Annotated in this window: 15 protein-coding genes; 7 read left to right on the forward strand and 8 right to left on the reverse strand. The window is 72.9% G+C overall.

The annotated features are described in order from the left end of the window. Positions 1-2: 2 nt before the first annotated feature. Entirely contained in the window at positions 3-2,477 is a 2,475-nt protein-coding gene (locus tag OG598_RS20525) for a glycoside hydrolase family 2 protein (protein ID WP_328650636.1), read from the reverse strand. Positions 2,478-2,567: 90 nt separating this feature from the next. On the opposite strand from OG598_RS20525, the gene OG598_RS20530 reads away from it, so the two are divergent. After that, positions 2,568-3,587, forward strand: coding sequence for a LacI family DNA-binding transcriptional regulator (locus OG598_RS20530; RefSeq protein ID WP_328650637.1), 1,020 nt, complete (start codon positions 2,568-2,570; stop codon positions 3,585-3,587). A gap of 6 nt (positions 3,588-3,593) precedes the next feature. Here the strand turns inward: OG598_RS20530 and OG598_RS20535 are convergent, their stop codons facing one another. After that, on the reverse strand, positions 3,594-5,966 hold the full coding sequence (locus OG598_RS20535) for a GGDEF domain-containing phosphodiesterase (RefSeq protein ID WP_328650638.1): 2,373 nt from the start codon (positions 5,964-5,966) through the stop codon (positions 3,594-3,596). A 217-nt stretch (positions 5,967-6,183) separates the two neighbouring features. Here OG598_RS20535 and OG598_RS20540 point away from each other — a divergent pair, with 217 nt between their 5' ends. After that, the gene (locus tag OG598_RS20540) at positions 6,184-6,576 is read left to right on the forward strand and encodes a PH domain-containing protein (protein ID WP_328650639.1); all 393 of its coding nucleotides are present in this window, start codon (positions 6,184-6,186) and stop codon (positions 6,574-6,576) included. Here OG598_RS20540 and OG598_RS20545 read toward each other — a convergent pair. Beyond that, the gene (locus OG598_RS20545) at positions 6,570-7,496 is read right to left on the reverse strand and encodes a 2-hydroxyacid dehydrogenase (RefSeq protein WP_328650640.1); all 927 of its coding nucleotides are present in this window, start codon (positions 7,494-7,496) and stop codon (positions 6,570-6,572) included. The genes OG598_RS20540 and OG598_RS20545 overlap by 7 nt on opposite strands. 186 nt (positions 7,497-7,682) lie before the next feature. Between OG598_RS20545 and OG598_RS20550 the strand changes: the two genes are divergently transcribed. From OG598_RS20550 to OG598_RS20560, 3 genes are all read left to right on the forward strand, one after another. Next, positions 7,683-9,500, forward strand: a complete 1,818-nt coding sequence (locus tag OG598_RS20550) for a GAF domain-containing SpoIIE family protein phosphatase (RefSeq protein ID WP_328650641.1) — start codon at positions 7,683-7,685, stop codon at positions 9,498-9,500. 92 nt (positions 9,501-9,592) lie between these two features. Then, a complete protein-coding gene (locus tag OG598_RS20555; RefSeq protein WP_328650642.1) occupies positions 9,593-10,765 on the forward strand; it encodes a PQQ-dependent sugar dehydrogenase in 1,173 nt (390 codons plus the stop codon). Between the two features lie 60 nt (positions 10,766-10,825). Beyond that, entirely contained in the window at positions 10,826-12,430 is a 1,605-nt protein-coding gene (locus OG598_RS20560; protein ID WP_328650643.1) for a metallophosphoesterase, read from the forward strand. A gap of 44 nt (positions 12,431-12,474) precedes the next feature. Here OG598_RS20560 and OG598_RS20565 read toward each other — a convergent pair whose 3' ends face one another. Both OG598_RS20565 and gatB read right to left on the reverse strand, forming a co-directional pair. Continuing rightward, positions 12,475-14,832 (reverse strand): transketolase-like TK C-terminal-containing protein, encoded by a 2,358-nt coding sequence (locus OG598_RS20565; protein WP_328650644.1) that lies wholly within the window; start codon positions 14,830-14,832, stop codon positions 12,475-12,477. Positions 14,833-14,956: 124 nt separating this feature from the next. Further along, on the reverse strand, positions 14,957-16,456 hold the full coding sequence (gene gatB / locus OG598_RS20570; protein WP_328650645.1) for an Asp-tRNA(Asn)/Glu-tRNA(Gln) amidotransferase subunit GatB: 1,500 nt from the start codon (positions 16,454-16,456) through the stop codon (positions 14,957-14,959). A 213-nt stretch (positions 16,457-16,669) separates the two neighbouring features. On the opposite strand from gatB, the gene OG598_RS20575 reads away from it, so the two are divergent. Together OG598_RS20575 and OG598_RS20580 are read left to right on the forward strand one after the other, a co-directional pair. After that, complete coding sequence (locus OG598_RS20575; RefSeq protein ID WP_328650646.1) at positions 16,670-16,870, forward strand: hypothetical protein; 201 nt, start codon at positions 16,670-16,672, stop codon at positions 16,868-16,870. Continuing rightward, positions 16,867-17,511, forward strand: coding sequence for a hypothetical protein (locus tag OG598_RS20580; protein WP_328650647.1), 645 nt, complete (start codon positions 16,867-16,869; stop codon positions 17,509-17,511). Before OG598_RS20575 ends, OG598_RS20580 begins: the two co-directional genes overlap by 4 nt. A gap of 76 nt (positions 17,512-17,587) precedes the next feature. On the opposite strand, the gene gatA is transcribed toward OG598_RS20580, so the two are convergent. The 3 genes from gatA to OG598_RS20595 form a co-directional block, all read right to left on the reverse strand. Then, the gene (gene gatA, locus OG598_RS20585) at positions 17,588-19,081 is read right to left on the reverse strand and encodes an Asp-tRNA(Asn)/Glu-tRNA(Gln) amidotransferase subunit GatA (RefSeq protein WP_328650648.1); all 1,494 of its coding nucleotides are present in this window, start codon (positions 19,079-19,081) and stop codon (positions 17,588-17,590) included. Next, the gene (gene gatC / locus OG598_RS20590; RefSeq protein WP_091393256.1) at positions 19,078-19,383 is read right to left on the reverse strand and encodes an Asp-tRNA(Asn)/Glu-tRNA(Gln) amidotransferase subunit GatC; all 306 of its coding nucleotides are present in this window, start codon (positions 19,381-19,383) and stop codon (positions 19,078-19,080) included. The genes gatA and gatC overlap by 4 nt, the downstream gene beginning before the upstream one ends. A 145-nt stretch (positions 19,384-19,528) precedes the next feature. Next, complete coding sequence (locus OG598_RS20595) at positions 19,529-22,213, reverse strand: EAL domain-containing protein (RefSeq protein WP_328650649.1); 2,685 nt, start codon at positions 22,211-22,213, stop codon at positions 19,529-19,531. Between the last annotated feature and the right edge of the window lie 88 nt (positions 22,214-22,301).

Consider the following 22,301-nt stretch of genomic DNA (forward strand, 5'->3'; position numbering starts at 1 on the left):
GCCTAGCTTCGCTGAATGTCGTTGACGCAGCGCAGCACCGGCCGAGCGGTCAGCGCAGCGGTGTCCAGCGGACCAGAAGACCGCAGCGTGAACGTCGTCGACTCGCCGGGCAGCAGCGTGACCAGGGCCGTGTCCACGGTGGCGGAGCCGTCGAGGCGGTCCGGGAAGAGCGTCAGATCGCGCAGCGCCGTGCGGGCCGTGACCCGCACCCGCTGCCCACCGTCGACCGGCTCGACAGTCGCGTCCCAGGCCGCCGCCGGCCAGTCCACCTCCCGGTCCTCGGCGAAGAACCACAGGGCGCGCTCCGCGGTGCCGTCGGCCTCCGCGACCAGCAACTCGCGCCGGGCATCCTCCGGCCGCGCCAGGTCCGCCGGCAGCGCCAGCACCACCGAGGAGTACGCCGGGACGTCGAGGTCGACCGAGGTCTTCGCCCTCGGCTCCCCGGTGAGCGTGAACCGGGTGACCGCGGCCGGTACGGCCCACGCCTCGGCGGTCTCGTTGACAGCGACCAGGGCCAGGCCGCCGTCGCGCGGTTGCACTGTGAGCAGCCGGTCGGCGTACGCGTGGCGCAACGCGTACCACAGGGGTTTGCGGCGGCCGTCGCCGTCGACAGCCGACCAGGAGGTTACCGGCCAGCAGTCGTTGAGCTGCCAGACGATGGTGCCCGCGCAGACGTCCCGGTGGGAGCGGAAGTGCTCCACCCCGAGCTGGATCGCCCGGGCCTGGTTGAGCTGCGTCAGGTAGTGCCAGTCGTCGAAGTCTGCCGGGGCGGGCAGGTGCGCGTCGAGGCCCCGCTGGAGCTTGGCGTCACCGCCGGCCGCCTTCTGGTGGTGCGCCATGCCCGGTGAGTCGTGCGCCAGGGGTTCGTCGCTCAACGCCCGGCGCAGCGTCGCGTACGCCGGTGGCGCCTGGTAGCCGAACTCGGCAACGAAGCGCGGGACGTACTCCCGGTATTTGGTGTAGTCGTCGGTGTTCCACACGTCCCAGATGTGGGTGGTGCCGTGCGCCGGGTCGTTGGGGTGGATCGCCTCGGTGCCCGACCAGGGGCTGCCCGGCCAGTACGGGCGGGTCGGGTCCAGCTCGCCGACGATCCGGGGCAGCACGTCTAGGTAGTAGCCGCGCCCCCAGGTGCGCCCGGCGAGGGCCTGCTGCCAGTCCCAGTCGTGCCAGCCCCAGATGTTCTCGTTGTTGCCGGTCCAGAGCACCAGAGACGGGTACGGCGCGAGTCGGGTCACCTGCTCGGCGGCCTCGGCGGCCACCTCGCTGCCGAACGGCTCCTCCTCCGGGTACGCGGCGCAGGCGAAGAGGAAGTCCTGCTGGACGAGGAGCCCGCGCTCGTCGGCGAGATCGTAGAAATCCGCCGACTCGTACCGGCCTCCGCCCCAGACCCGCAGCAGGTTGACGTTGGCAGCGACCGCCTGGTCGAACCGCTCGGCCAGTCGCTCCCGGGTGATCCGGGTGGGGAACGCGTCGTCAGGGATCCAGTTGACCCCGCGGACGAAGACCGGGACCTCGTTGACCGACAACGCGAACGGGGTGCCGTGCTCGTCGGGTGTGGTGTCCAGCCGTACGGAGCGGAAGCCGATCCGGTGCGACCAGTTGTCCAGGGCGTCGCCGTCCGGTGCGTGCAGTGTCACCTCGATCGGGTGGCGGGCCTGCTCGCCGTACCCTCGGGGCCACCACAGCGCGGGCTCGCGGACGGTGAGGGTCAGCACGGCAGTGCGCTGCCCGGCCGGGACGACCACCTCGGCGCGGACGCCGGCCACGGCGGCGCGGACGGTCAGCGGGACGTCCGCTACCCGCTCGACCTCGACGTGCACCTCGACCCGGCCGTCGCGACCGTCCATGGTGACCAGTGGACGGACGGTGGCCAGTCGAGCGGTCGACCAGGCGTGCAGGCCGATCTCCTGCCAGATGCCGGCGGTGACCAGTGTCGGCCCCCAGTCCCAGCCGAAGTTGCAGGCCATCTTGCGGATGAAGTGGAACGGCTCCGGGTAGGCGTTCGGCCGGTCGCCGAGCCGTTCCTGCTGTGCCTCGGCGTAGCGGTACGCGGACTCGAACGTGACGACCAGGTCGTTGTTCCCGTCGCGCAGCAGCGGTCGGACGTCGAACCGGTAGCCGCGGTGCATGTTCGCGGTGCGGCCGACCTCCACGCCGTTGACTGTGAGCGTGGCGACGGTGTCCAGGCCGGCGCAGACCAGGTCGACGCGCTCGTCGTCGCCCGACCGGTGGACGAACGTGGTCTGATAAAGCCAGTCGGTGCGCCCGATCCAGGCCACCGCCCGCTCGTTGTCGTCGAGGTACGGGTCTCCGATCAGCCCGGCGTCGAGCAGATCGGTGTGCACGCAGCCTGGCACTGTCGCCGGCACGGACCGACCGGCGACCTCCTCGGGCACCTGCGCTCCGGGGACCGCTCGCACTGTCCAACCGTCGTAGAGTGCCTGTCGGCTCACGATTTCACCCGCACCTTCCCGCATCGAAAGATGCCGTACTGAACCGGATAAGCTGAGAAACCGTACGGTCCGGAATCCGGGCTGTCAACGGCCAGAGAGCGAAGGAGCACGCCGGTGAAGCGGCCGACCATCGCCGACGTCGCCCAACGCGCCGGGGTGTCAAAGGGCGCCGTGTCGTACGCGCTGAACGGGCAGCCCGGCGTCTCCGAGGCCACCCGGCAGCGAATCCTCGCCATCGCCACGGAGATCGGTTTCAGCCGCAGCAGCGCCGCCCGCGCCCTCTCGGCCGCCACCGCCGGGGCGATCGGCCTGGCCCTGTGCCGACCGGCGCGGACCCTCGGCGTCGAGCCGTTCTTCATGGCGCTGATCAGTGGCGTCGAGGCCGAACTCTCCGCCCGTTCGTACGCGCTGACCCTCCAGGTGGTGGCCGACCCGGACGCCGAGATCGCTGTCTACCGGCGTTGGTGGGGCGAACGACGGGTGGACGGGGTGCTCGTCTGCGACCTGCGTACCGACGACCGTCGCATCCCCGCACTCGAACAGCTGCAACTGCCGGCGGTGGTGATCGGCGGCCCCGGCGGCACCGGTGAGCTGGCGAGTCTCTGGTCCGACGACGCCGCCGCGCTGACCGAGACGGTGGAGTACCTGGTCGCGCTCGGGCACCGGCGGATCGCCCGGGTCGCCGGCCTGCCCGACCTGCGGCACACCGAGATCCGCACCGACGCCTTCTCTGCGGTCTGCCAGCGGCTCGGCCTGGTCGACGCGGCCACCGTCTGGTCCGACTACACCGGCGAGGAGGGCGGCCGGGCCACCCGCCGGTTGCTCAGTTCGGCCAGCCGGCCCACAGCTGTCATCTACGACAACGACGTGATGGCCATCGCCGGGCTCTCCGTCGCCCAGGAGATGGGCCTGACAGTGCCCGGCGATCTGTCCATCGTGGCCTGGGACGACTCGCCGCTGTGCCGGCTGGTCCACCCGCCGCTGACCGCGCTGGGCCGGGACATCCCGGCGTACGGCGCGCACGCCGCCCGGCAACTGCTCGCCGTCGTCGCCGGGCAACCGGCGGGGCGGGTACAGGACGAGACACCCCACCTCACGCCGCGCGGCAGCACCGCACCGCCCCGGGGGAGATGAACCGGTTCAGCGAGACGCTGAGGGAAACTCCTCGAAGTACGCCTCGACCCGCTCGGCCGTCGCCGGCCGGGCCAACGCGAACCCCTGCCCGTACCGGCAACCACCCCGGCGCGCCCCCTCGACCTGGGTCGACGACTCCAACTCCTCGGCGACGATCTCGACGCCCAACCGCTCGCCCACGTTGACCACCACGTCGATCAGCGGCGGTTGCCCGTCCGGCCGGGCGCCCACCAACTCCGGGCCCACCTTGAGCAGGTCGATCGGCAGGCGGCGAAGCTGGGCCAGCGAGGCATGCTCGGCCCGGAAGTCGTCCAACGCGGTGCGTACGCCCAACGACCGCAGCCCGGCCAGCCGAGCCACCACTGTCGACAGATCGCCGGCGACCCTCGGCTCGCTCACCTCCACCACCAGTCGCTCCGGCGGCACCCCGTACGCGGCCAGCACTGCCGCGAGCCGCTGGACGAAGTCGGGGGTGGTCAGCTCCCGGGTCGTGACGTTGACCGCCATCCACAGCTCCCGGACGCCCACCGACCAGTTGGACAACTGCCGGCAGGCCCGGTCCAGCACCCACCACTCCAACTCGCCGACCAGGTCCAGGTCCTCGGCGACCGGCAGCAACTCGGCCGGGAGCACAGTGCCGAGCACCGGGCTGCGCCACCGCAGCAGCGCCTCGGCACCGACCGGCTGCCCGTCTGCCAGGTCGACCACCGGCTGGTAGACGAGGTCCAGCTCGCCGCGCGCCACCGCACCGGGCAGCTCGCGCTCCAGGTCGAGCCGGCGCACCAGCTGTTCCTCCAGGAACGCGTCGTACCACTCCACCCGGTCCCGGCCCAACTGCACGGCCCGTCGTCGGGCCAGCTCGGCCTGCCGGAGCACGTCCGCCGGCCCGGCGCCGCTCACCTCGGCCAACCCGATGCTCGTCTGCACGCGCAGCATCGCGCCGGCCAGCCGGTAGGGCGGGCCGAGCGCGCTCAACAGTCGGGTGCCCAGCGCGTACGCCAGCACCGGGCCGGCGGCGGTGACCACCGCGAAGCCGGTACCCGTGCACCCGGTGACCAGATCGTCGGGGGCGATGACGGCGCGGGCCCTGTGCACCGCCTCGGCCAGCACGTCCTCCCGGGCCGTCGGGCCGAAACCCTCGGTGCCGTGCAGGTCCACCAGCAGCAGCGCGCCGGCCGGCGCCGGGACGTCGCCGATCGCGGCCAGGGCGTCCAGCAGGGCGGCCCGGTCGCCGGGGGTGCCGCTCGCCGCCGCGGGTCGCCGGTCGAGCCCCGACCACGCGGAACTGTGATCAGGCGACCAGGTCGAGCCGGCACCCGTAGCGGTCGCCGCACCCTCCGGGACGCCGAGGGCTCGCTCGGGCGGCTGCTCCGGCGTGCCCGGCCAGCGTCCGGGGGCCGCACGGCGGTGCCGCAGCGAACGGCCGGCCGGTCGCCGATGAGCGGCCCGCCGAACGGACGTGGACGCGTCACCGGCGCGCAGCAGCTCGCGCAGCACCAGGGGCGGCACCGCCGCCAGGGCCAACAGCACGCTCGTCCGGTCCGGTGCGCGGCCGGCGCCCAGGTGCAGACCCGATGCCAGCAGCAGCACCGCCGCGGGAAGCACCGACCGGGGCCAGGCCGCGGCGACCGGCTCCACCGACTCCGCGTCGTCCGCCGCATCCGCCGCGCCAACCGCGACGAGCAACATCCCGAACACCAACGGGGGTACGGCCAGCAGGGCCACCCGGCCGGCCGGCGCGGACGGCAATGCGGCCAGCAGCACCAGCCCGCCCACCGTGAGCAAAACGCCGCCCCGGCAGACCGCCGTGCCCGAGCGCCGCCGTGGCCCCGCGAACGCGTTCAACGCGGCCACGCCCAACCCGCCGAGCGTCAACGCGGCGACCAGCCGAACCGGGGCCGGCAGGCCGACGGGGGGCAGCAGCAACCAGCCGGCGAGGGCCAGACCGACGGCCGGGCCGGTCGACTCGACCAGCCACCGCAACCGGACCGAGGCCGCCGCCCGGGACCGGCCGGGGAGCCGGTACAGACCGGCCGTCGAGAGGGCCGCCACGACCAGCGAACCGATCAGCACGGCGAGGGTGTGCCCGATGCCGGCCACTGGCAACACGACAGCGGTGAGACCGGCCGCCACCACCGCCGCGTCGAGGAGCACCCCCGCCGCACGCGGCGTCGGATCGGTGCCGCGTCGGGAGGCCAGCCGGGACAGTCGCAGCCCGGCGAGCGTGGCGCCGGCACCGGCGGCCAACGCGATCACCACCGAGGGTGGAACCAGGTCGACGGAACCGGCGAGGAGGAGCAGCGCCACCGCCACGGACGTGGCGGCCTCCGGCGCCGCACGGCGGGGGACGAGAACGCGGAACGGGTACGCGAGGAGCACGGCGGTCGCCTTCGTGAGGGGGCACGGGGGCGGTGCGGCGGTGCGGGACATCGGACGTTGCGAGTCCGCTACCCACGATTGGCAACGATGGACGGCCGAATTGGTTACTTGCCGGTCACTCAGGGGAGACAACGACCTGTGTCACTGTACGGCGTACCGCACGCTGCCGGCACCGCCCGCCGCGAGCCGAAACATCCCGAAGTGGGATCATCGGAGGGTGAGTAAGCCCGACACGGTCCGCTTCCGGTACAACCAAGCCATCCTGGTGGCCGCGATCATCGCCTTCGTCGGCGCCCTGCCGCTGGCCAACGCCCGGGACTACCTGCTGCCGGTGCTGCTCGTCCCGCTCGCCGTCGCGGTGTGGGCCTGGCGGGCCGGCACCGACGCCGACGCGCGGGAGCTGCGCATCAGGGCGCTGGTCGGGCACCGTCGGATCGACTGGGACCAGGTCCTCGAGCTGACCACCGACCAGCGCGGGCGCGCGGTGGCCCGGCTCGACGACGGCCGCCAGGTCACCCTGCCGGCCGTCCGTGGGGCGGATCTGCCCCGACTGGTCGCGGCGACCGGCCAGCCGCTGCCGGACGCTCCGGCGGAGACTCCCGGTCAGTAGCCGTCGACCACCCTGTTGATCAGCGGTTGCCCGGCGGCGAAGCGGCGTACCTGGTCGCCCACCAGTCGGTAGGCCCGTGGCAACAACCCGCGCACCGACCCACCCACGTGCGGGGTGAGCAGCACGTTCGGCATGACCCAGAGCGGCGAGTCGGCGGGCAGCGGCTCCGGGTCGGTGACGTCCAACGCCGCCATGATCCGACCGGTGCCCAGCTCGGCGACGAGCGCCTCGGTGTGCGCCACCGGGCCCCGGGCGGCGTTGACCAGCAGCGACCCGTCCGGCATCGCGGCCAGGAACGCCTTGTCGATCAGGCCGCGGGTCTGGTCGGTGAGCGGCACCAGCACCACCACGACGTCCGCGTCGGGCAGCAGTCGGGGCAGCTCCTCGACGGCGTGCACTCCCTGCTCCGGGCGGGCCGTCCTGGCGACCAGTGTGAAGCTCACGTCGAACGGGGTGAGCCGGTCGCGCACCGCGGCGCCGATCGAGCCGGCGCCGATGATGAGCACCCGCTTGCCGGTCAGCTCGTCGGTCGGGGTGTTCTCCGCGAACGTCCAGCGCCGCTCGGCCTGCGCGCGGACGAACGCCGGGAACGCCCGCAGCTGGGTGAGGATCGCGGTGACGACCCACTCGGCGGTGGAAGGGTCGTGCACGCCCCGGGCATCGCAGAGCGTGACAGCCGGCGGCGTCCGGCCGGCCCAGGCGTCCGCCCCGGCGGAGAGCAACTGCACCACCGCCAGGTCCGGCAGCTCCCGCAGCACCGCCGTCGCGTCCGAGCCACCCAGGAACGGTGGCACCCAGAAGCGGACGTCGGCCGCCTCGGACGGCATCCGATCGGTCTGCTCGAAGACCTCCACCGTCACGTCCGCGGGCAGCTCGCCCAGGAGGTTCAGGCCGGCCTGGTGCGGAATCCATACCTTCACGTCCGCCGACGATAGTCCCCGACGCTGCGGCTGGTGGAGGCACGGCGGCGAACCGGCGTCCCGGGGGATGGCGCGCGGGGTCGGGGCGGGCGAGACTCAGCACACCGATGTTCGACTCCGACCCGAACGAGGTATAACGAAGGGTCGGAGGGCCGGTCGGCCTCCGCCCCGGCAGACAGGTGCTCGATGACCGACGGCTCCCCCGGCCCCGCCCGGCGTTCGATCGCGCCACCCTCGGTGCTCGGCGACCCGGAGCGGCTGCGCGCGCTCGCCGACACCGGGCTCGACGCCGCCCCGGACGAGGCGTTCGACCGGTTCGCGCGGCTGGTCAGTGACCTGCTGGACGTGCCGGTCGCGTTGGTCTCCCTGGTCTCCGCCGACCGGCAGTTCTTCCCCGGCGCGGTCGGGTTGCCGGAACCCTGGTCGGAGCGCCGGCAGACCCCGCTGAGCCACTCGTTCTGTCAGCACGTGGTGGACATCGAGGTGCCGATGGTGCTGCCGGACGCCCGGCTCTACCCCCGCGTCCGGGACAACCTGGCCATCGACGACCTCGGCGTGGTCGCGTACGCCGGGATGCCGCTGACCGACCTCTCCGGCCGGGTGCTCGGCTCGCTCTGCGCCATCGACAGCAAGCCCCGCGCCTGGACTGCCGCGCAGCTGCGGACCCTGGCCGACCTGGCCGCCGCCTGCTCGTCGGAGCTGCGGCTGCGGATCGCGCTCGACGGCGCGCAGGAGGCCCGACGGCGGGTGGTGCAGGCGCACGAGCGGCTGGAACTTGTGGCCGGGGTGAGTGAGACCCTCGCCGGCACCCTGGACGTGGGCACCGCGCTGCGCCGGCTCGCCGCCACCATGGTGCCGCTGCTCGCCGACTGGTGCCTGCTTACCCTGATCGGGCCGACCGGCCTGCCCCGCGAGGTGGTCTCGGTGCACCGCGACCCGGCCCGCGCTGCGGACGTCGACCGCTTCGGCGATCTGCTGCGCACCGGGCTGAGCTCAGAGTCGAGCATCCGGGCGGTGCTCCGGACCGGCCAACCCCGGCTCGGCAGCGTGGCGTCCCTGGCCGACGTCACGAGGGGCACCACGAACCCGGAGATGGCCTCCATCGCCAGTCGGCTGGGCATCGCCTCCTACCTGAGCGTGCCGGTGCGGGGCGTCGGCGGCACGGTGCTGGGGGCGATCACCCTCGTCAACGGCGGCCAACGTCAGCAGTTCGACGACCGGGACCTGCTCACCGCTGTCGACATCGGCCGCCGGGCCGGCCAGGCCGTCGGCAACAGCTCCATGTACGGGGAGCAACGGCACGTCGCCGAGGTCCTGCAACACAGCATGCTGCCCCGACTGCCGGTGGTGGCGGAGCTGGAGCTGGCGGCCCGCTACCAGCCGGCGGCCGACCGGGTCGAGGTGGGCGGTGACTGGTACGACGCCTTCGCGCAGCCCGACGGCGACGTGATCGCGGCGATCGGGGACGTCGCCGGGCACGACATCGAGGCGGCGGCGACAATGGGCCAGCTACGCAATTTGGTGCGGGGCAACGCCTTCGGCCGGCCGGACGCGGTCGGGTCACTGATGAGCAACCTGGATGGCGCCATCCGTGGCCTGCGGCTGCCGATCGCCGCCACCGCGACACTGGTCCGGATCTGTCCGCAGCGCGCCGGTGTGCACGAGATGACCTGGTCCAACGCCGGGCACCCGCCGGCCCTGGTGGTCCGCGTCGGCGGGGCGGTCGAGGTCCTCCAAGGCATACCGGAGCCGCTGCTCGGCCTGGCCCGTCCGTCGCCGCGGAGCAGCCACTCGACCAGCCTGGCCACCGGCGACACCCTGCTGCTCTACACCGACGGGCTGATCGAACGACGGGACCGCTCGATCGACGAGGGGCTGGCCGAGTTGGCGGGCCGACTGTCCGGCACCGACACGCTGCCCCTCGACGACCTGTGCGATCTGCTCGTCGCCTCGATCCGGCACCGTGAGGACGACACCGCGCTGCTGGCCGTACGGGCTCGGTGAGTGGTCCACCGGGGATCATCGGGCGGGTCCATCGGCACCCGTTGCATCTCGACGGGCCCGGCCGGGTCGCGCGGCGGGCTACCCTGGGCCGGGTGAACGCCCGTCCCCCGTACCCTCGCATCCACCGCCTCCGGGTGGCCCTCGCGGCGTCCTGCGCGGCGCTGCTGTTCACCGCCGGTTGCAGCTTCGGTGAGCCGGAGCCCGACCCGGCCGGCGAACCGCCCAACCTGCCGACCCCGTCCGCGTCGGCGAGCCCTGGCGGCGCCGGCCAGCAGGCGGTGGCCACAGTGCTCGCCAAGGGTCTGCGGGTGCCGTGGGCGATAGCCTTCCTGCCGGACGGCGGCGCGCTGGTCACCGAACGGGACAACGGCCGGATCCTCCAGGTCGGGCCGGAGTCCGGGCCGGACGGGCTGCGGGTCCGCCCGGTGCAGACGATCACCGACGTGGCGGCGGCGGGCGAGGGTGGCCTGCTCGGCATCGCCGTCTCCCCCGACTACGCCCGGGACCGGACGGTGTTCGTCTACTACACGGCCGAGCGGGACAACCGGGTCGCCCGGCTGCAACTCGGCGGGCAGCCCACCCCGATCCTCACCGGCATCCCCAAGGCCAATGTGCACAACGGTGGTGGGCTGGGCTTCGGCCCGGACAAGCAGCTCTACGTCAGCACCGGTGACGCCGGTCAGCGCCCCCTCTCGCAGGACGTGAAGAGCCTCGGCGGCAAGATCCTCCGGATCACCCCGGACGGCAAGCCCGCCGCCGGCAACCCGTACCCCAACTCCCCGGTGTGGTCGATGGGGCACCGCAACGTCCAGGGTCTCGCCTGGGACGCCGCGAAGCGGATGTACGCCGTCGAGTTCGGCCAGAACACCTGGGACGAGATCAACCAGATCACCAAGGGCGGCAACTACGGGTGGCCGGAGGTCGAGGGTCAGGCCGGCGACAGGCGGTTCACCGACCCGATCGCGCAGTGGGCGACGTCGGACGCGTCCTGCTCCGGTCTGGCCGCCACGGACCGGCTGCTGGTCACCGGTTGTCTGCGCGGCAAGCGCCTCTGGGTGATGGAGTTGACCGACACCGGCACCCTGCTCGGTCAGCCCAGTGAGCTGCTCACCAACCGCTACGGTCGGCTGCGTGCGGTCGCCGCGGCACCGGACGGGTCGCTCTGGGTGAGCACCTCCAACCACGACGGCCGGGGCGACCCGGCGGGCGACGACGACCGGCTCCTGCGGGTGGTCTTCGCGGGTGGTGACGGCGGACGCAGCTGATTGCGTCACCATCCGTTCAGGTTTGCCAAGATCTTCCGACGGGCAGGTCAGACTTTCAGCATGGACGGGCAACGCGACGAGCGGCACGACGACGCCGATGACCGGGACGACCCGGTGACCGGTGCCGATCGGCCGCGCCCGACGGGTTGGTGGGTCGGCGCGGCCGGCCCGCTGCGCCGCCTCGGGCTGATCGTCGCCGTCCTCGCCGTGGCCCTGGCCGGGGCGGTGCTCGGGGTGCTGGCCGGTGGCCAGGTGAGCACGGACATCGGCCCGTTCCGGGCCAATCTCAGCATCTCCCCCGCCCGGGACGGCGGCACCACCGTCGACATCCCGCCGCTCGGCGCGCTGCTGCTCGACAGCCACGACGGGCCGACCCATCTCACCGTCCGGCTGGGCGCCCTCGACCAGGGGCGCACCGAGGCGTTGATCGACGACCCGGCCAGCATCAGCCGGGCCAGCCAGAGCGCCGTGGAGGACGTCCGCTCCGGTGTGATGCGCCTCGGCCTGCGTACCCTCGGCGCGTCGGTGCTCGTCACGTTGATCCTGGCCGGGCTGATCTTCCGCGACGTCCGGCGCACCGCCTGGGCGGGTGGGTTGGCGCTGCTGGTCACCGCCGGCAGCCTCGGCACGGCGGCGGCGACCCTTCGTCCGCAGGCAATCGAGGAACCGCGCTACGAGGGGCTGCTGGTCAACGCGCCGGCCATCGTCGGTGACGCCCGCCGGATCGCCAACGACTACACCAAGTACGCCGAGCAGTTGCAGCGCCTGGTCGGCAACGTCAGCCAGCTCTACACCACGGTCTCGGCGCTTCCGCTGTTGGAGCCGACCCCGGGCACCACCCGGGTGCTGCACGTCTCCGACATGCACCTCAACCCGACCGGCTGGCAGCTGATCCGGACGGTCGTGGAGCAGTTCGGCATCGACGTGGTGATCGACACCGGGGACATCACCGACTGGGGCAGCGAACCGGAAGCCTCCTTCGTCGCTTCGATCGGCCTGTTGAAGAAGCCGTACGTCTTCATCCGGGGCAACCACGACTCCGGCAAGACCGCCGCCGCGGTGGCCCGTCAGCCGAACGCGATCGTGTTGAACAACACGACCACTACGGTCGCCGGGTTGACCATCGCCGGCATCGGCGACCCGCGTTTCACACCGGACAAGAACACCTCCCCGGCCGGCAGCGGGTTGACCCAGCAGGTGGCCGACCAGGTGATCGGTGTCGGCAACCAGCTCGCCGCGACGGTCCGCAGCTCACCGCGACCGGTGAACATCGCGCTCGTGCACGACCCGGCGTCGGCCGGGCCGCTCGCCGGCACCTGCCCGCTGGTGCTGGCCGGGCACACCCACTCCCGGCAGGTCTCCGAGCTGCCGGAGACGCCCGGGCAGCAGCGCACCACGCTGATGGTGGAGGGCTCCACCGGCGGCGCCGGGCTGCGCGGCCTGGAGGGCGAGAAGCCCACCCCGCTGTCGATGAGCGTGCTCTACTTCGACCAGCAGAAACTGCTCCAGGCGTACGACACCATCACCGTCGGCGGCACCGGGCAGGCCCAGGTCAACCTGGAACGGCGCCTGGTGGAGAACCCTGCCGCCGGTGTCCCCGCCACGCCCACACCCACGCCGAGCGGCGGTGTCCCCGCCACACCGACGCCCACCCCGACCGGCTGAGCCGACGTCGACGCCCGCCGGCGGACCGGCGGGCGGCCGACGGGTCAGCGCAGTGCGATGGCGGCCAGTGCGGCGTTGACGATGCTGCCGGGCAGCAGGTCGTGCAGCTCGTACAGCTCGGCGACGCTGCCGGACTGGCCGAACTCGTCCACGCCGAGCGGCACCGCCGGTGCGCCGACCGCCGAACCGAGCCAGGCCATCGCGTGCGACGCGGCGTCGTGCACGCTCACCACCGGCACCCGGTCCGCGAACGCGGACCGCAGCGCGCCCGGCACGCTGGGCACGGTGGCCGTCCGTACGCCCTGGCGAAGGGTGCGCTGCCAGGCCCGGTAGAGCCGGTCCAGCGAGGTCACGTCCACCACGTGCGCGGCGATGCCCTCGTCGGCCAACTCCGCCGCGGCGGCCAGCACCTCGGGCAGCACCGCGCCGGAGGCGGCCAGCTGCACCACCGGGGCGTCGACGAGGTGCGGGTACGCCTGGTGCGCGTCGACCAGGCGGTACGCCCCGGCGACTACCTGCCGGCGCAGCACCGCGTCGCCGAGCCGGGCCCGGGCCGCCTCGAACGGCGCCTGGTCCAGCGGTCGGGTGCTCAACCGGAAGTAGTACGCGCCGTCCTCGGCGGGTGCGGCGGTCGCGGCCGGGGCCGACCCACCGGCGATCTGACCGAGCGCGTCGCAGAGCAGCCAGTCGAGGGTGGCCGCGTACGCCGGCTCGATGAAGGTCACCCCGGGCAGCTCCAGGCCGACCGAGGCGGTGATCGTGGACTGGTGGGCGCCGCCCTCCGGGGCGAGGGTGATCCCGGACGGGGTGCCGGCCACCACGAACCGGGAGCCGGAGTACGTGCCGTACAGGAACGCGTCGAGGCCGCGCAGCACGAACGGGTCGTAGACGGTGCCCACCGGCAGCAGCGGCTGCCCGGACAGGTCCCAGGACAGCCCGAGCTGGCCGAGCAGCAGGAACAGGTTCATCTCCGAGATGCCCAGCTCGATGTGCTGCCCAGCGGGGCTCTCCGTCCAGCGCAGCATCCGGTCCTCGGTCCAGGAACGCTGCTCGGTGGGGGCGAACACCCCGGTCTTGTTGATGAACCCGGCCAGGTTGGTGGAGGTGGCCACGTCCGGGGCGGTGGTGACCAGGTAACGGCCCACCTCCCGGTCCCGCGCCAGGTCCACCAGCACCCGACCGAAGACCTCCTGCGTGGAGATCGGCTTGTTGGCGCGTACTCCGGTGCTTTCCGGGACGGTGACCCCCAGCGCACGCTCGCGCGGCGCGCGGGACAGCGCCTCCCGGCGGGCGCCGGCCTGGATCCCGGCGGGTGACGCCGGGTCGAGGCGGTCCCACTCGGTCTCGACGGTCAACCCCTGCGCGGCGCGCAGCGTGTCCACCTGCTCCGAGCTGAGCAGCGCGGAATGGTTGCGCGGATTGCCGGCGATGGGCAACCCCCAACCCTTGACGGTGTACGCGAAGACGACGCTCGGCCGGTCGGTGACCGCGTCGCACTGGGCGTACGCGTCAAGCATCGCCTGAAGGTCGTGCCCGCCCAGGTCGGTGACGAGCGGGCCCAGCTCCTCGTCGGAGACGTCGGCGATCAGCTCGGCGATGCCGGCCGGAGCGCCGTCCAGGAACTGTTTGCGCAGCACCGGCCCGGCCAACCCGAACAGCGACTGGTACTGCTCGTTGGGCATCGCGTCGATCCAGTCGCGCAGCGCCTCGCCGCCCGGCCGGGCGTACGCCTCGGCGAGCCGGCGGCCGTACTTGACCTCCACGACGTGCCAGCCGGCCGCCTCGAACTGGCCCCGCCACTGGTTGATCCGGATGCCGGGGACCACCCGGTCCAGCGACTGGCGATTGAAGTCGACGAGCCACATGACGTTGCCCAGCCCGGTGGTCGCCGGATCGGCCACCGCCTCCCAGATGTTGCCCTCGTCCAGCTCGGCGTCGCCGATCAACGCCACGAAGCGGGAGTGCGGGCGGGCCCCGAAGTGCGCGTCGACGTACCGCCGGGTGGCGGCGGCGAAGAGCGGCGCCGCCGCGCCCAGGCCGACCGAACCGGTGGAGAAGTCCACAGCGTCCGGGTCCTTGGTGCGCGACGGGTACGACTGGAGGCCGCCACGGGCCCGCAGCCGGGGCAGGTAGGAGCGGTCCAGGTTGCCGAGCAGGTACTGGATGGCGTGGAACACCGGGGACGCGTGCGGCTTCACGGCGACCCGGTCCTCGGCGTCCAGGTGCGCGAACCAGAGCGCTGTCATCGCCGTGACCAGGGAGGCGCTGGACGCCTGGTGGCCGCCGACCTTCACACCGTCGCCGGTGGCCCGGTCATGGTTGGCGGCGTCCACGATCCGGGTCGCGAGCCAGAGCACCCGCCGCTGGATCTCGTCGAGGACATCGAGGTCGTGCTCGGTCACGGTGGCTCCATCCAGGCGTCGCCGTTGACGCCCTCGCGAGGGGTGCGGGGTGGCCGCAAAGTCGACAGGGGGTTGCGGAAGGCCGCCGCCGGGTCGCGGCGGCGGCCTTCTTCGGGTGGGTCTCTCAGCCCTGGACGCCGAGGCGCTCCAGGATCAGCTCACGCAGGGTCTTCGCGTCGGCCTGCCCACGGGTGGTCTTCATGACCGCGCCGACCAGCGCGCCGACCGCAGCGACCTTGCCGCTGCGGATCTTGTCGGCGATGCCGGGGTTCGCGGCGATCGCCTCGTCCACGGCGGCGGTGAGCGCGCCGGTGTCCGACACGACCTCCAGGCCCCGGCTGGTCATGATCTCGGTGGGCGAGCCCTCACCGTCGACCACGCCCTCCAGCACCGTGCGGGCCATCTTGTCGTTGAGCTTGCCGGCGTCGACCAGCCCCTGAAGCTCGGCGACCTGGGCGGGGGTGGCACCGATCTCGGCCAGCTCCACGCCGCTCTCGTTGGCCCGGCGGGACAGCTCACCCAGCCACCACTTGCGGGCCGCGGCCGGGGTGGTGCCGGCGGCCACTGTGGCCTCGATCAGCTCGACCGCGCCAGCGTTCAGCACCGACTGCATGTCCAGGTCGGAGAGGCCCCACTGCTCCTGGAGCCGACGCCGGTGCACCCGGGGCAGCTCCGGCAGGGCGGCCTTCAGCTCGGCGACCCAGGCCGGGTCCGGGGCGATCGGCACCAGATCCGGCTCGGGGAAGTACCGGTAGTCGGTGGCCGTCTCCTTCGAGCGACCCGGGGTGGTGTCACCGGTGTCCTCGTGGAAGTGGCGCGTCTCCTGGGTGATCCGGCCGCCCGCGTCCAGCACCGACGCCTGCCGCAGCATCTCCGAGCGGACCGCCCGCTCCACCGACCGCAGCGAGTTGACGTTCTTGGTCTCGGTACGGGTGCCCCACTCCGCGCCCGGCAGGTTGAGCGAGGTGTTCACGTCGCAGCGCAGCGAACCCTCCTCCATCCGCACGTCGGAGACGCCGAGGGTGCGGATCACGTCGCGCAGCTCGGCGACGTACGCCTTTGCCACGTCGGGCGCGAGCGCACCGGTGCCCGTGATCGGCTTGGTCACGATCTCGACCAGCGGGATGCCGGCCCGGTTGTAGTCGACGAGCGACTCCGTCGCGCCGTGGATGCGGCCGGTGGCACCGCCGACGTGCAGCGTCTTGCCGGTGTCCTCCTCGAGGTGCACCCGCTCGATCTCGATCCGTACCGTCTCGCCGTTGACCTCGACGTCCAGGTAACCGTCGACGCAGATCGGCTCGTCGTACTGGCTGATCTGGAAGTTCTTCGGCATGTCCGGGTAGAAGTAGTTCTTCCGGGCGAACCGGCACCACTCGGCGATCGAGCAGTTCAACGCCAGGCCGATCCGGATGATCGCCTCGATAGCCGCCTTGTTGGCCACCGGCAGCGAACCGGGCAGACCCAGGCACACCGGGCAGACCCGGGTGTTCGGCTCGCCGCCGAAGTCGGTCGGGCAACCGCAGAACATCTTGGTGTTCGTGCCCAGCTCGACGTGGGTCTCCAGGCCGATCACCGGTTCGAAGCGCGCAACGACCTCGTCGTACGCGGGCAGTGTCGTGGTCATGAGACGCTCCAGGCGCGATCCGGGACAGAACCTGTCCAGCCTAATGGGGTTGCCCGATCAATCCTCGGCCGGGTTTCCCGACCCACCGGCAACCTCCGCGAGCCAGGTGTGTTCGCAACGTCACTCGGGTACCCGTCGACCATGACGAATACGGGGAATGATCGATCCGTCGGACCGGACAGGCCGGGACGACGGTACAACACGAAGCAGGTCGTGCTGGTCGTGCTGGTCGCGTGGGTGGTGGCGGCCGTGCTCACCCTCATCGGCTGGTCTGCCGCCGGCGGCGAGCGGCAACCGGAGGACCTTCAGCTACTGGTGGTCCTGCTCATCATTCCGGGCCTGATCGGGCTGGCCACCGCGTGGGGGACGGGACGGTGGACGGCGTCACGCCAGCGAGACCGGGAGGGATCGTGACCCCGTCGGCGGCTGAGCCGCCGGGTCAGACCGACCGGGTCATCGGTCCGCCGGCCGACCCGCCAGCTCGGCACCCCACTTCGGCCTCGATCCCACCCGCCGGTGGACGTCGGCCGACCTCACTGCGACAGTCGGTCGGCCGCCGCTCGTGGCGGAGCGCGGCACTGGTCGCCGCAGGGCTGGTGGTGGGGCTCCCGACGCTGACGGTGGCGCTGTTCGTCCTGGACGGGCGGGAGACCTCGCCGCGCGGCGTACTCACGATCTTCACGCTCTCACTCTTCTTCGCGGCGGTCGGCGCGGCGGTGGCGCTGCTGGCCGGGCACCGGCTGCCCGGCCCCCGGGCCGGCCGGACCGCCGATCCGGCGGTTCGCCAGGCCCTCCGCGCCGGCCACGCCGACGACCCGCGCGTCGACGCCCTCGCCCGCCGGGAGGCAGAACGCCGCACGGGTGGGCGCTGGGTGCTCTGGATCCTCGGTGTCGGCGTGCTGCTCGAAGCACTGCTGGTCGTCGGCGCACCTCACCTCTCGACCCGGGTGATCGCGGTGGCGCTCGGTGCCCTCTGGGCGACCCAGGGATGGATGCGCTGGCGTGACCTGCGGGAGGCCCGCCGCTACCTCGCCGGGCCGCCCACCCAGCCCTGATCGACGCCCAACCCGCCCAGACGCGCCATCGGCGCCGAGGGACAGGTCCCTCGGCGCCGATGCGGTGAATTTCGTTCTACAGCGCCGGCGGGGTGAACGTGCCGACTGCGGACTCCAACGCGGCGGCGACCCGGTACATCCGGTCGTCGGCCATCGTCGGGGCCATCACCTGAAGGCCGACCGGCAGCCCCTCGGAGAGCCCACAGGGCACCGAGATGCCCGGCCCGCCGTACAGGTTCGTCGGAATCGTGTACAGGTCGGCCAGGTACATCTGGTACGGGTCGGCGGTCCGCGCGCCCATCGGGAACGCCACCGACGGGGTGGTCGGCGAGATCAGCGCGTCGACCCGCTCGAACGCGGCGGTGAAGTCCCGGGTGATGAGCGTCCGGACCTTCTGCGCCTGCCCGTAGTACGCGTCGTAGTAACCCGACGACAATGCGTACGTGCCGATCATGATGCGGCGCTTGACCTCCGGGCCGAAGCCGGCCTCCCGGGTCAGCGACATGACCTCCTCCAGCGACCGGTTGCCGTCGTCGCCGACCCGCAGGCCGAACCGGACACCGTCGAACCGGGCCAGGTTGGAGGAACACTCGCTCGGGGCGATCAGGTAGTACGCCGGCAGGGCGTACGCGAACGTCGGGCAGGACACCTCGACGACCTCGGCGCCCATCTTGGTCAGCGCGTCCACCGACTCACGGAACGCCGCCATCACGCCCGGCTCCGCGCCCTCGCCCACGAACTCGCTCACGATGCCGAGCCGCACACCGGTCAGGTCACCGGTCGCGCCGAGCTTCGCCGCCGCCACCACGTCCGGCACCGGCTGCGGGATCGAGGTGGAGTCGCGCGGGTCGTGCCCACCGATCACCTGGTGCAGCAGAGCCGCGTCGAGCACCGTACGGGCACACGGGCCGGGGGTGTCGAGCGACGAGGAGAAGGCCACCAGCCCGTAACGGGAGGTGCCGCCGTAGGTGGGCTTGGCGCCCACGGTGCCGGTGACCGCGCCGGGCTGACGGATCGAGCCGCCGGTGTCCGAGCCGATCGCCAGCGGCGCCTCGTACGCGGCCAGCGCGGCGGCGCTGCCACCACCCGAACCACCGGGGATCCGGCTCAGGTCCCACGGGTTGTGCGTCGGGCCGTACGCCGAGTATTCGGTGGAGGAGCCCATCGCGAACTCGTCCATGTTGGTCTTGCCGAGCATCACCGTGCCGGCCTCCCGCAGCCGCTGCACGATCGTCGCGTCGTACGGCGGGCGCCAGCCCTCCAGGATCTTCGACCCCAAGGTGGTCGGTACACCCCGGGTGGCGAGCACGTCCTTGACCGCGACCGGCACACCCGCGAGCGGGCCCAGCTCCTCGCCGGCGGCCCGGCGCTCGTCCACCGCGCGGGCCGCGGCGAGCGCGCCCTCGGTGTCGACGTGCAGGAAGGCGTGCACCCGGTCGTCGACAGCGGCGATCCGGTCCAGGTGCGCCTGGGTCACCTCGACGGCCGAGGTCTCGCCCCCGGCGACCAGGCTCGCGATCTCCGTCGCGGTCATTCTGGTCAGATCGCTCTTGCCGGTCAGTTCGCTCATGAGGCCACATCCTCGGTCAGGATCCGCGGCACGCGGAACCGCTGGTCCTCGGCGTCGGGCGCGCCCGACAGCGCTTCCTCCGGGGTCAGGCACGGCGTGACGACGTCCTCGCGGAAGATGTTGGTCAGCGGCACCGAGTGCGAGGTCGGCGGGATGTCCGCGGCGGCGACCTCGCCGACCTGGGCGACCGCCTGGAGGATCACGTCGAGCTGGCCGGCGAACGTGTCCAGCTCCTCCTCGGTGACGGCGAGCCGCGACAGGCGCGCCAGGTGCGCGACCTCCTCGCGGGAGATGGCGGCCATCCGTGCCCCCTTCTGAATTCCTGCTGGTCGGGCGGTGTGCCGGCCGCGCGACAGGTGGAGCGTGACACGCGGTGACCGGAGCGAGTCTATTGTTCCGCTCCGGTGCCGCGTCCCCGACTCCCCCTCCGGCGACCCTCGTGCCGGGTCAGCGGGTGGGGCGGCGAGCGACATCCGGCTGCGGGAGCCCGCCGGTCGGACGCACCGGCCGGTACCGGGCCAGCCAGGTGACCAACTCCTCGGCCGGCATCGGCCGGGCGTAGAACCACCCCTGAGCGGCGTCGCAGCCGGCGGCGTGCAACATCCGCCAGGTCCGCTCGTCCTCGACACCCTCGGCCACCACCCGCAGCCCCAGCGCGCCGGCCAGCTCGATCATCGACCGGACGATCGCCGCGTCGTCGGCGTCGTCGGCCATGCCGAGGACGAACGACCGGTCCACCTTCACCTCGGACAGCGGCAGGCGGCGCAGGTGCTGGAGCGAGGAGTAGCCGGTGCCGAAGTCGTCCAGCGCGATGGCCACCCCGATCCGGTGCAGCCGGGAAATGGTGGCCAGCACCCGACGCGGGTCGGCCATCAACGCGCCCTCGGTGATCTCGACCTGAAGCCGCTCGGCCGGCACCCCGTGGCGGGCCAGCCGGTCGGCGATCTGGTCGGCGATCTCGCCGGTGTGCAGGTCGCGCACGCTCACGTTCAGCGCCGCGCGCAGGCCGATGCCGGCCGCCGACCACTTGGCGAGCTGCTCCACCACGTCGTCGACGACACGACGGGTGAGCAGTCGCATCACGGCGCTCTGCTCGGCGACCCGGATGAGTTCCTCCGGGTCGACCATCCCTCGGCGGGGGTGCCGCCACCGCAGCAGGGCCTCGACGCCGACCACCTCGCCGGTCGCGATGGCGATCTGCGGCTGGTAGTACATGGTGATTTCCCCGGCGTCGTCGGCCGGCTCGTCGTCCGCGTGTGCCCAACCGGTCGATTCGAGTGGCTGCCCGGGCGTACCCGGCCCGACGTCGCGCCGAGCCCCGTTGCGCCCCTTGCCCACCGCGCTCCCGTTCGGGGACCGCCGACCGATCCCGCCCCCGGCGCGCCGCTCCCGGGCCGGGCCGGAACGGGTGCCGGCGACAGTGGCACGGGCGTTGCGGCCCCGGATCGGGTCGGCGCCGGTGGCGATCCGGTTGATCAGCTCATCGGAGTGCACCAGCTCGGCGTCGGTGCGCCGACGGCGTGCCCACCACCGGGCAGCTCCCGGCCGTGCTGCGGCGACCGCCGACGCCGGGTCCGCCGCTGGCGCGGACCGGTCCGACGCCGCGGTGGGCAGCGCGCCCCCGGCCGGGGCGCCGGTGGGCAGCGCCGCACCGTCACCGCCGCGCACCTCCGCCGACGCGACGAGGGGTACGTCGGCAGTCCGCTCGGCGTCGCTCGGCACGCCGTGCCGGCCGTTCCCGTCCGGCTCCGCACCCTCGCCCTGGCCCTCGACCTGGCCCTGAACTGCCGACTCGGCGTCGGCGTCGAACGGCTCCTCGGGCGAAGGGCTGGCCTCCAGTACGCGGCGCAGGTCGGCGAGGAGGCCGAGTCGCTCGGCGGAGTTGTGGTCGGACTCCGGGGCGTACACGGCCACCGTGTCGTTGCGGTGTTTGGCGTCGTACATCGCGACGTCGGCGTGGCGCATCAGGGTGGCGAAGTCCTCGCCGTGCTCCGGGAAGAGGGCGATCCCGATCGACCCGCCCACGTCCAACGGCAGCCCGTCGAGCGGCACCGGCTCGGCCAGCGCCTCGACCACCCGGTCGGCCAACTCGCGCGCCTGACCGACGTCGGTCAGCCCGGTCATCACGATGGCGAACTCGTCACCGCCCAGCCGGGCGATCATCTGCGGCCGGGGCTGCATGTCGGTGAGCCGGGCGCTGACCTCGACCAGCAGCCGGTCGCCCACGGCGTGCCCGAGGGCGTCGTTGACGTTCTTGAAACGGTCCAGGTCGATCAGCAGGAGCGCGAGCTGCCCGTCGGGTTCACCGCGGGCGGTCCGCTCGGCATGCAGGTGCACCTGCTCGGCCACCTCGGCCAGCAGGGCCTTGCGGTTGGGCAGCCCGGTCAGCGGGTCGGCGGCGGCAAGGTGCTGCTGTTCGTTCGTCAACCGCGCCATCCGGTAGACGGCGAAGAGCGGCACCAGCACCAGCGGGATCAGCGCGGCGCTGACCCGCGCCGCCGCGACCAGCACCGGGGCGAGCAGCAGCAGCGAGCCGGTGGAGAGCAACTCGAAGCCGAGGCCCTGTCGGACGGTGGGCCACCAGCGGTCCCCGAACCGCAGCCGCACCGCCCAGCTGACCAACCCGTAGTTGACGACGAACCAGGCCAGCGCGGCACCGCCGACGGCGGCCACGTCGGTCCAGTGCAACCGCCCACCGGAGAAGATGGTGCCCGAGCCGAGCTGGATCACGCCGTACGCGGCGGCGAGGGCACACGCGTACTGGCCGACGTTGAACGCCGTGCGCCACGCGGCGTGCCGCATCCGCCAACCCGAGACGACGACACCCACCGCCTGCACCACCACTGCCGGGCCGAGACCCCAGCCGAGCAGGATCGCGAAGGTGAAGCAGGTGGACGGGAACACCGCCGACGTCTGCCGGCGCCCCGGTGGCACGAACGGGCGCGCGTCGCAGACCACGGCGAGCGCGGCCATCGTCCAGAACGCCACCGGCAACTGGGACAACTCGTCGGGGAGCCTCGCGAGTGGAACGGCGGCCGTCAGCGCGGCGACCGCCAGGATGCCGGCGACGAAGGCGGCGAACGGTGCGACCCGCCCCGCAGGAAGCGAGTTGCGTGGATCGGCGACCTCCACCACACCTCCCGACCGACCATCGGCGTGCCGGTGCGCGCGCCGTGACCCAATGAAACGCCCTCGGCCCCCAGTTTCCCGGTATGACAGT

This window comes from Micromonospora sp. NBC_00330, assembly GCF_036136635.1.
Taxonomy (GTDB): domain Bacteria; phylum Actinomycetota; class Actinomycetes; order Mycobacteriales; family Micromonosporaceae; genus Micromonospora; species Micromonospora salmantinae.

Coding starts and splice junctions, on each gene's coding strand:
- OG598_RS20525 (WP_328650636.1), bottom strand. CDS start 2,477: ATGCGGGAAGGTGCGGGTGAAATCGTGAGCCGACAGGCACTCTACGAC.
- OG598_RS20550 (WP_328650641.1), top strand. CDS start 7,683: ATGACCGACGGCTCCCCCGGCCCCGCCCGGCGTTCGATCGCGCCACCC.
- gatB (WP_328650645.1), bottom strand. CDS start 16,456: ATGACCACGACACTGCCCGCGTACGACGAGGTCGTTGCGCGCTTCGAA.
- OG598_RS20560 (WP_328650643.1), top strand. CDS start 10,826: ATGGACGGGCAACGCGACGAGCGGCACGACGACGCCGATGACCGGGAC.
- gatA (WP_328650648.1), bottom strand. CDS start 19,081: ATGAGCGAACTGACCGGCAAGAGCGATCTGACCAGAATGACCGCGACG.
- gatC (WP_091393256.1), bottom strand. CDS start 19,383: ATGGCCGCCATCTCCCGCGAGGAGGTCGCGCACCTGGCGCGCCTGTCG.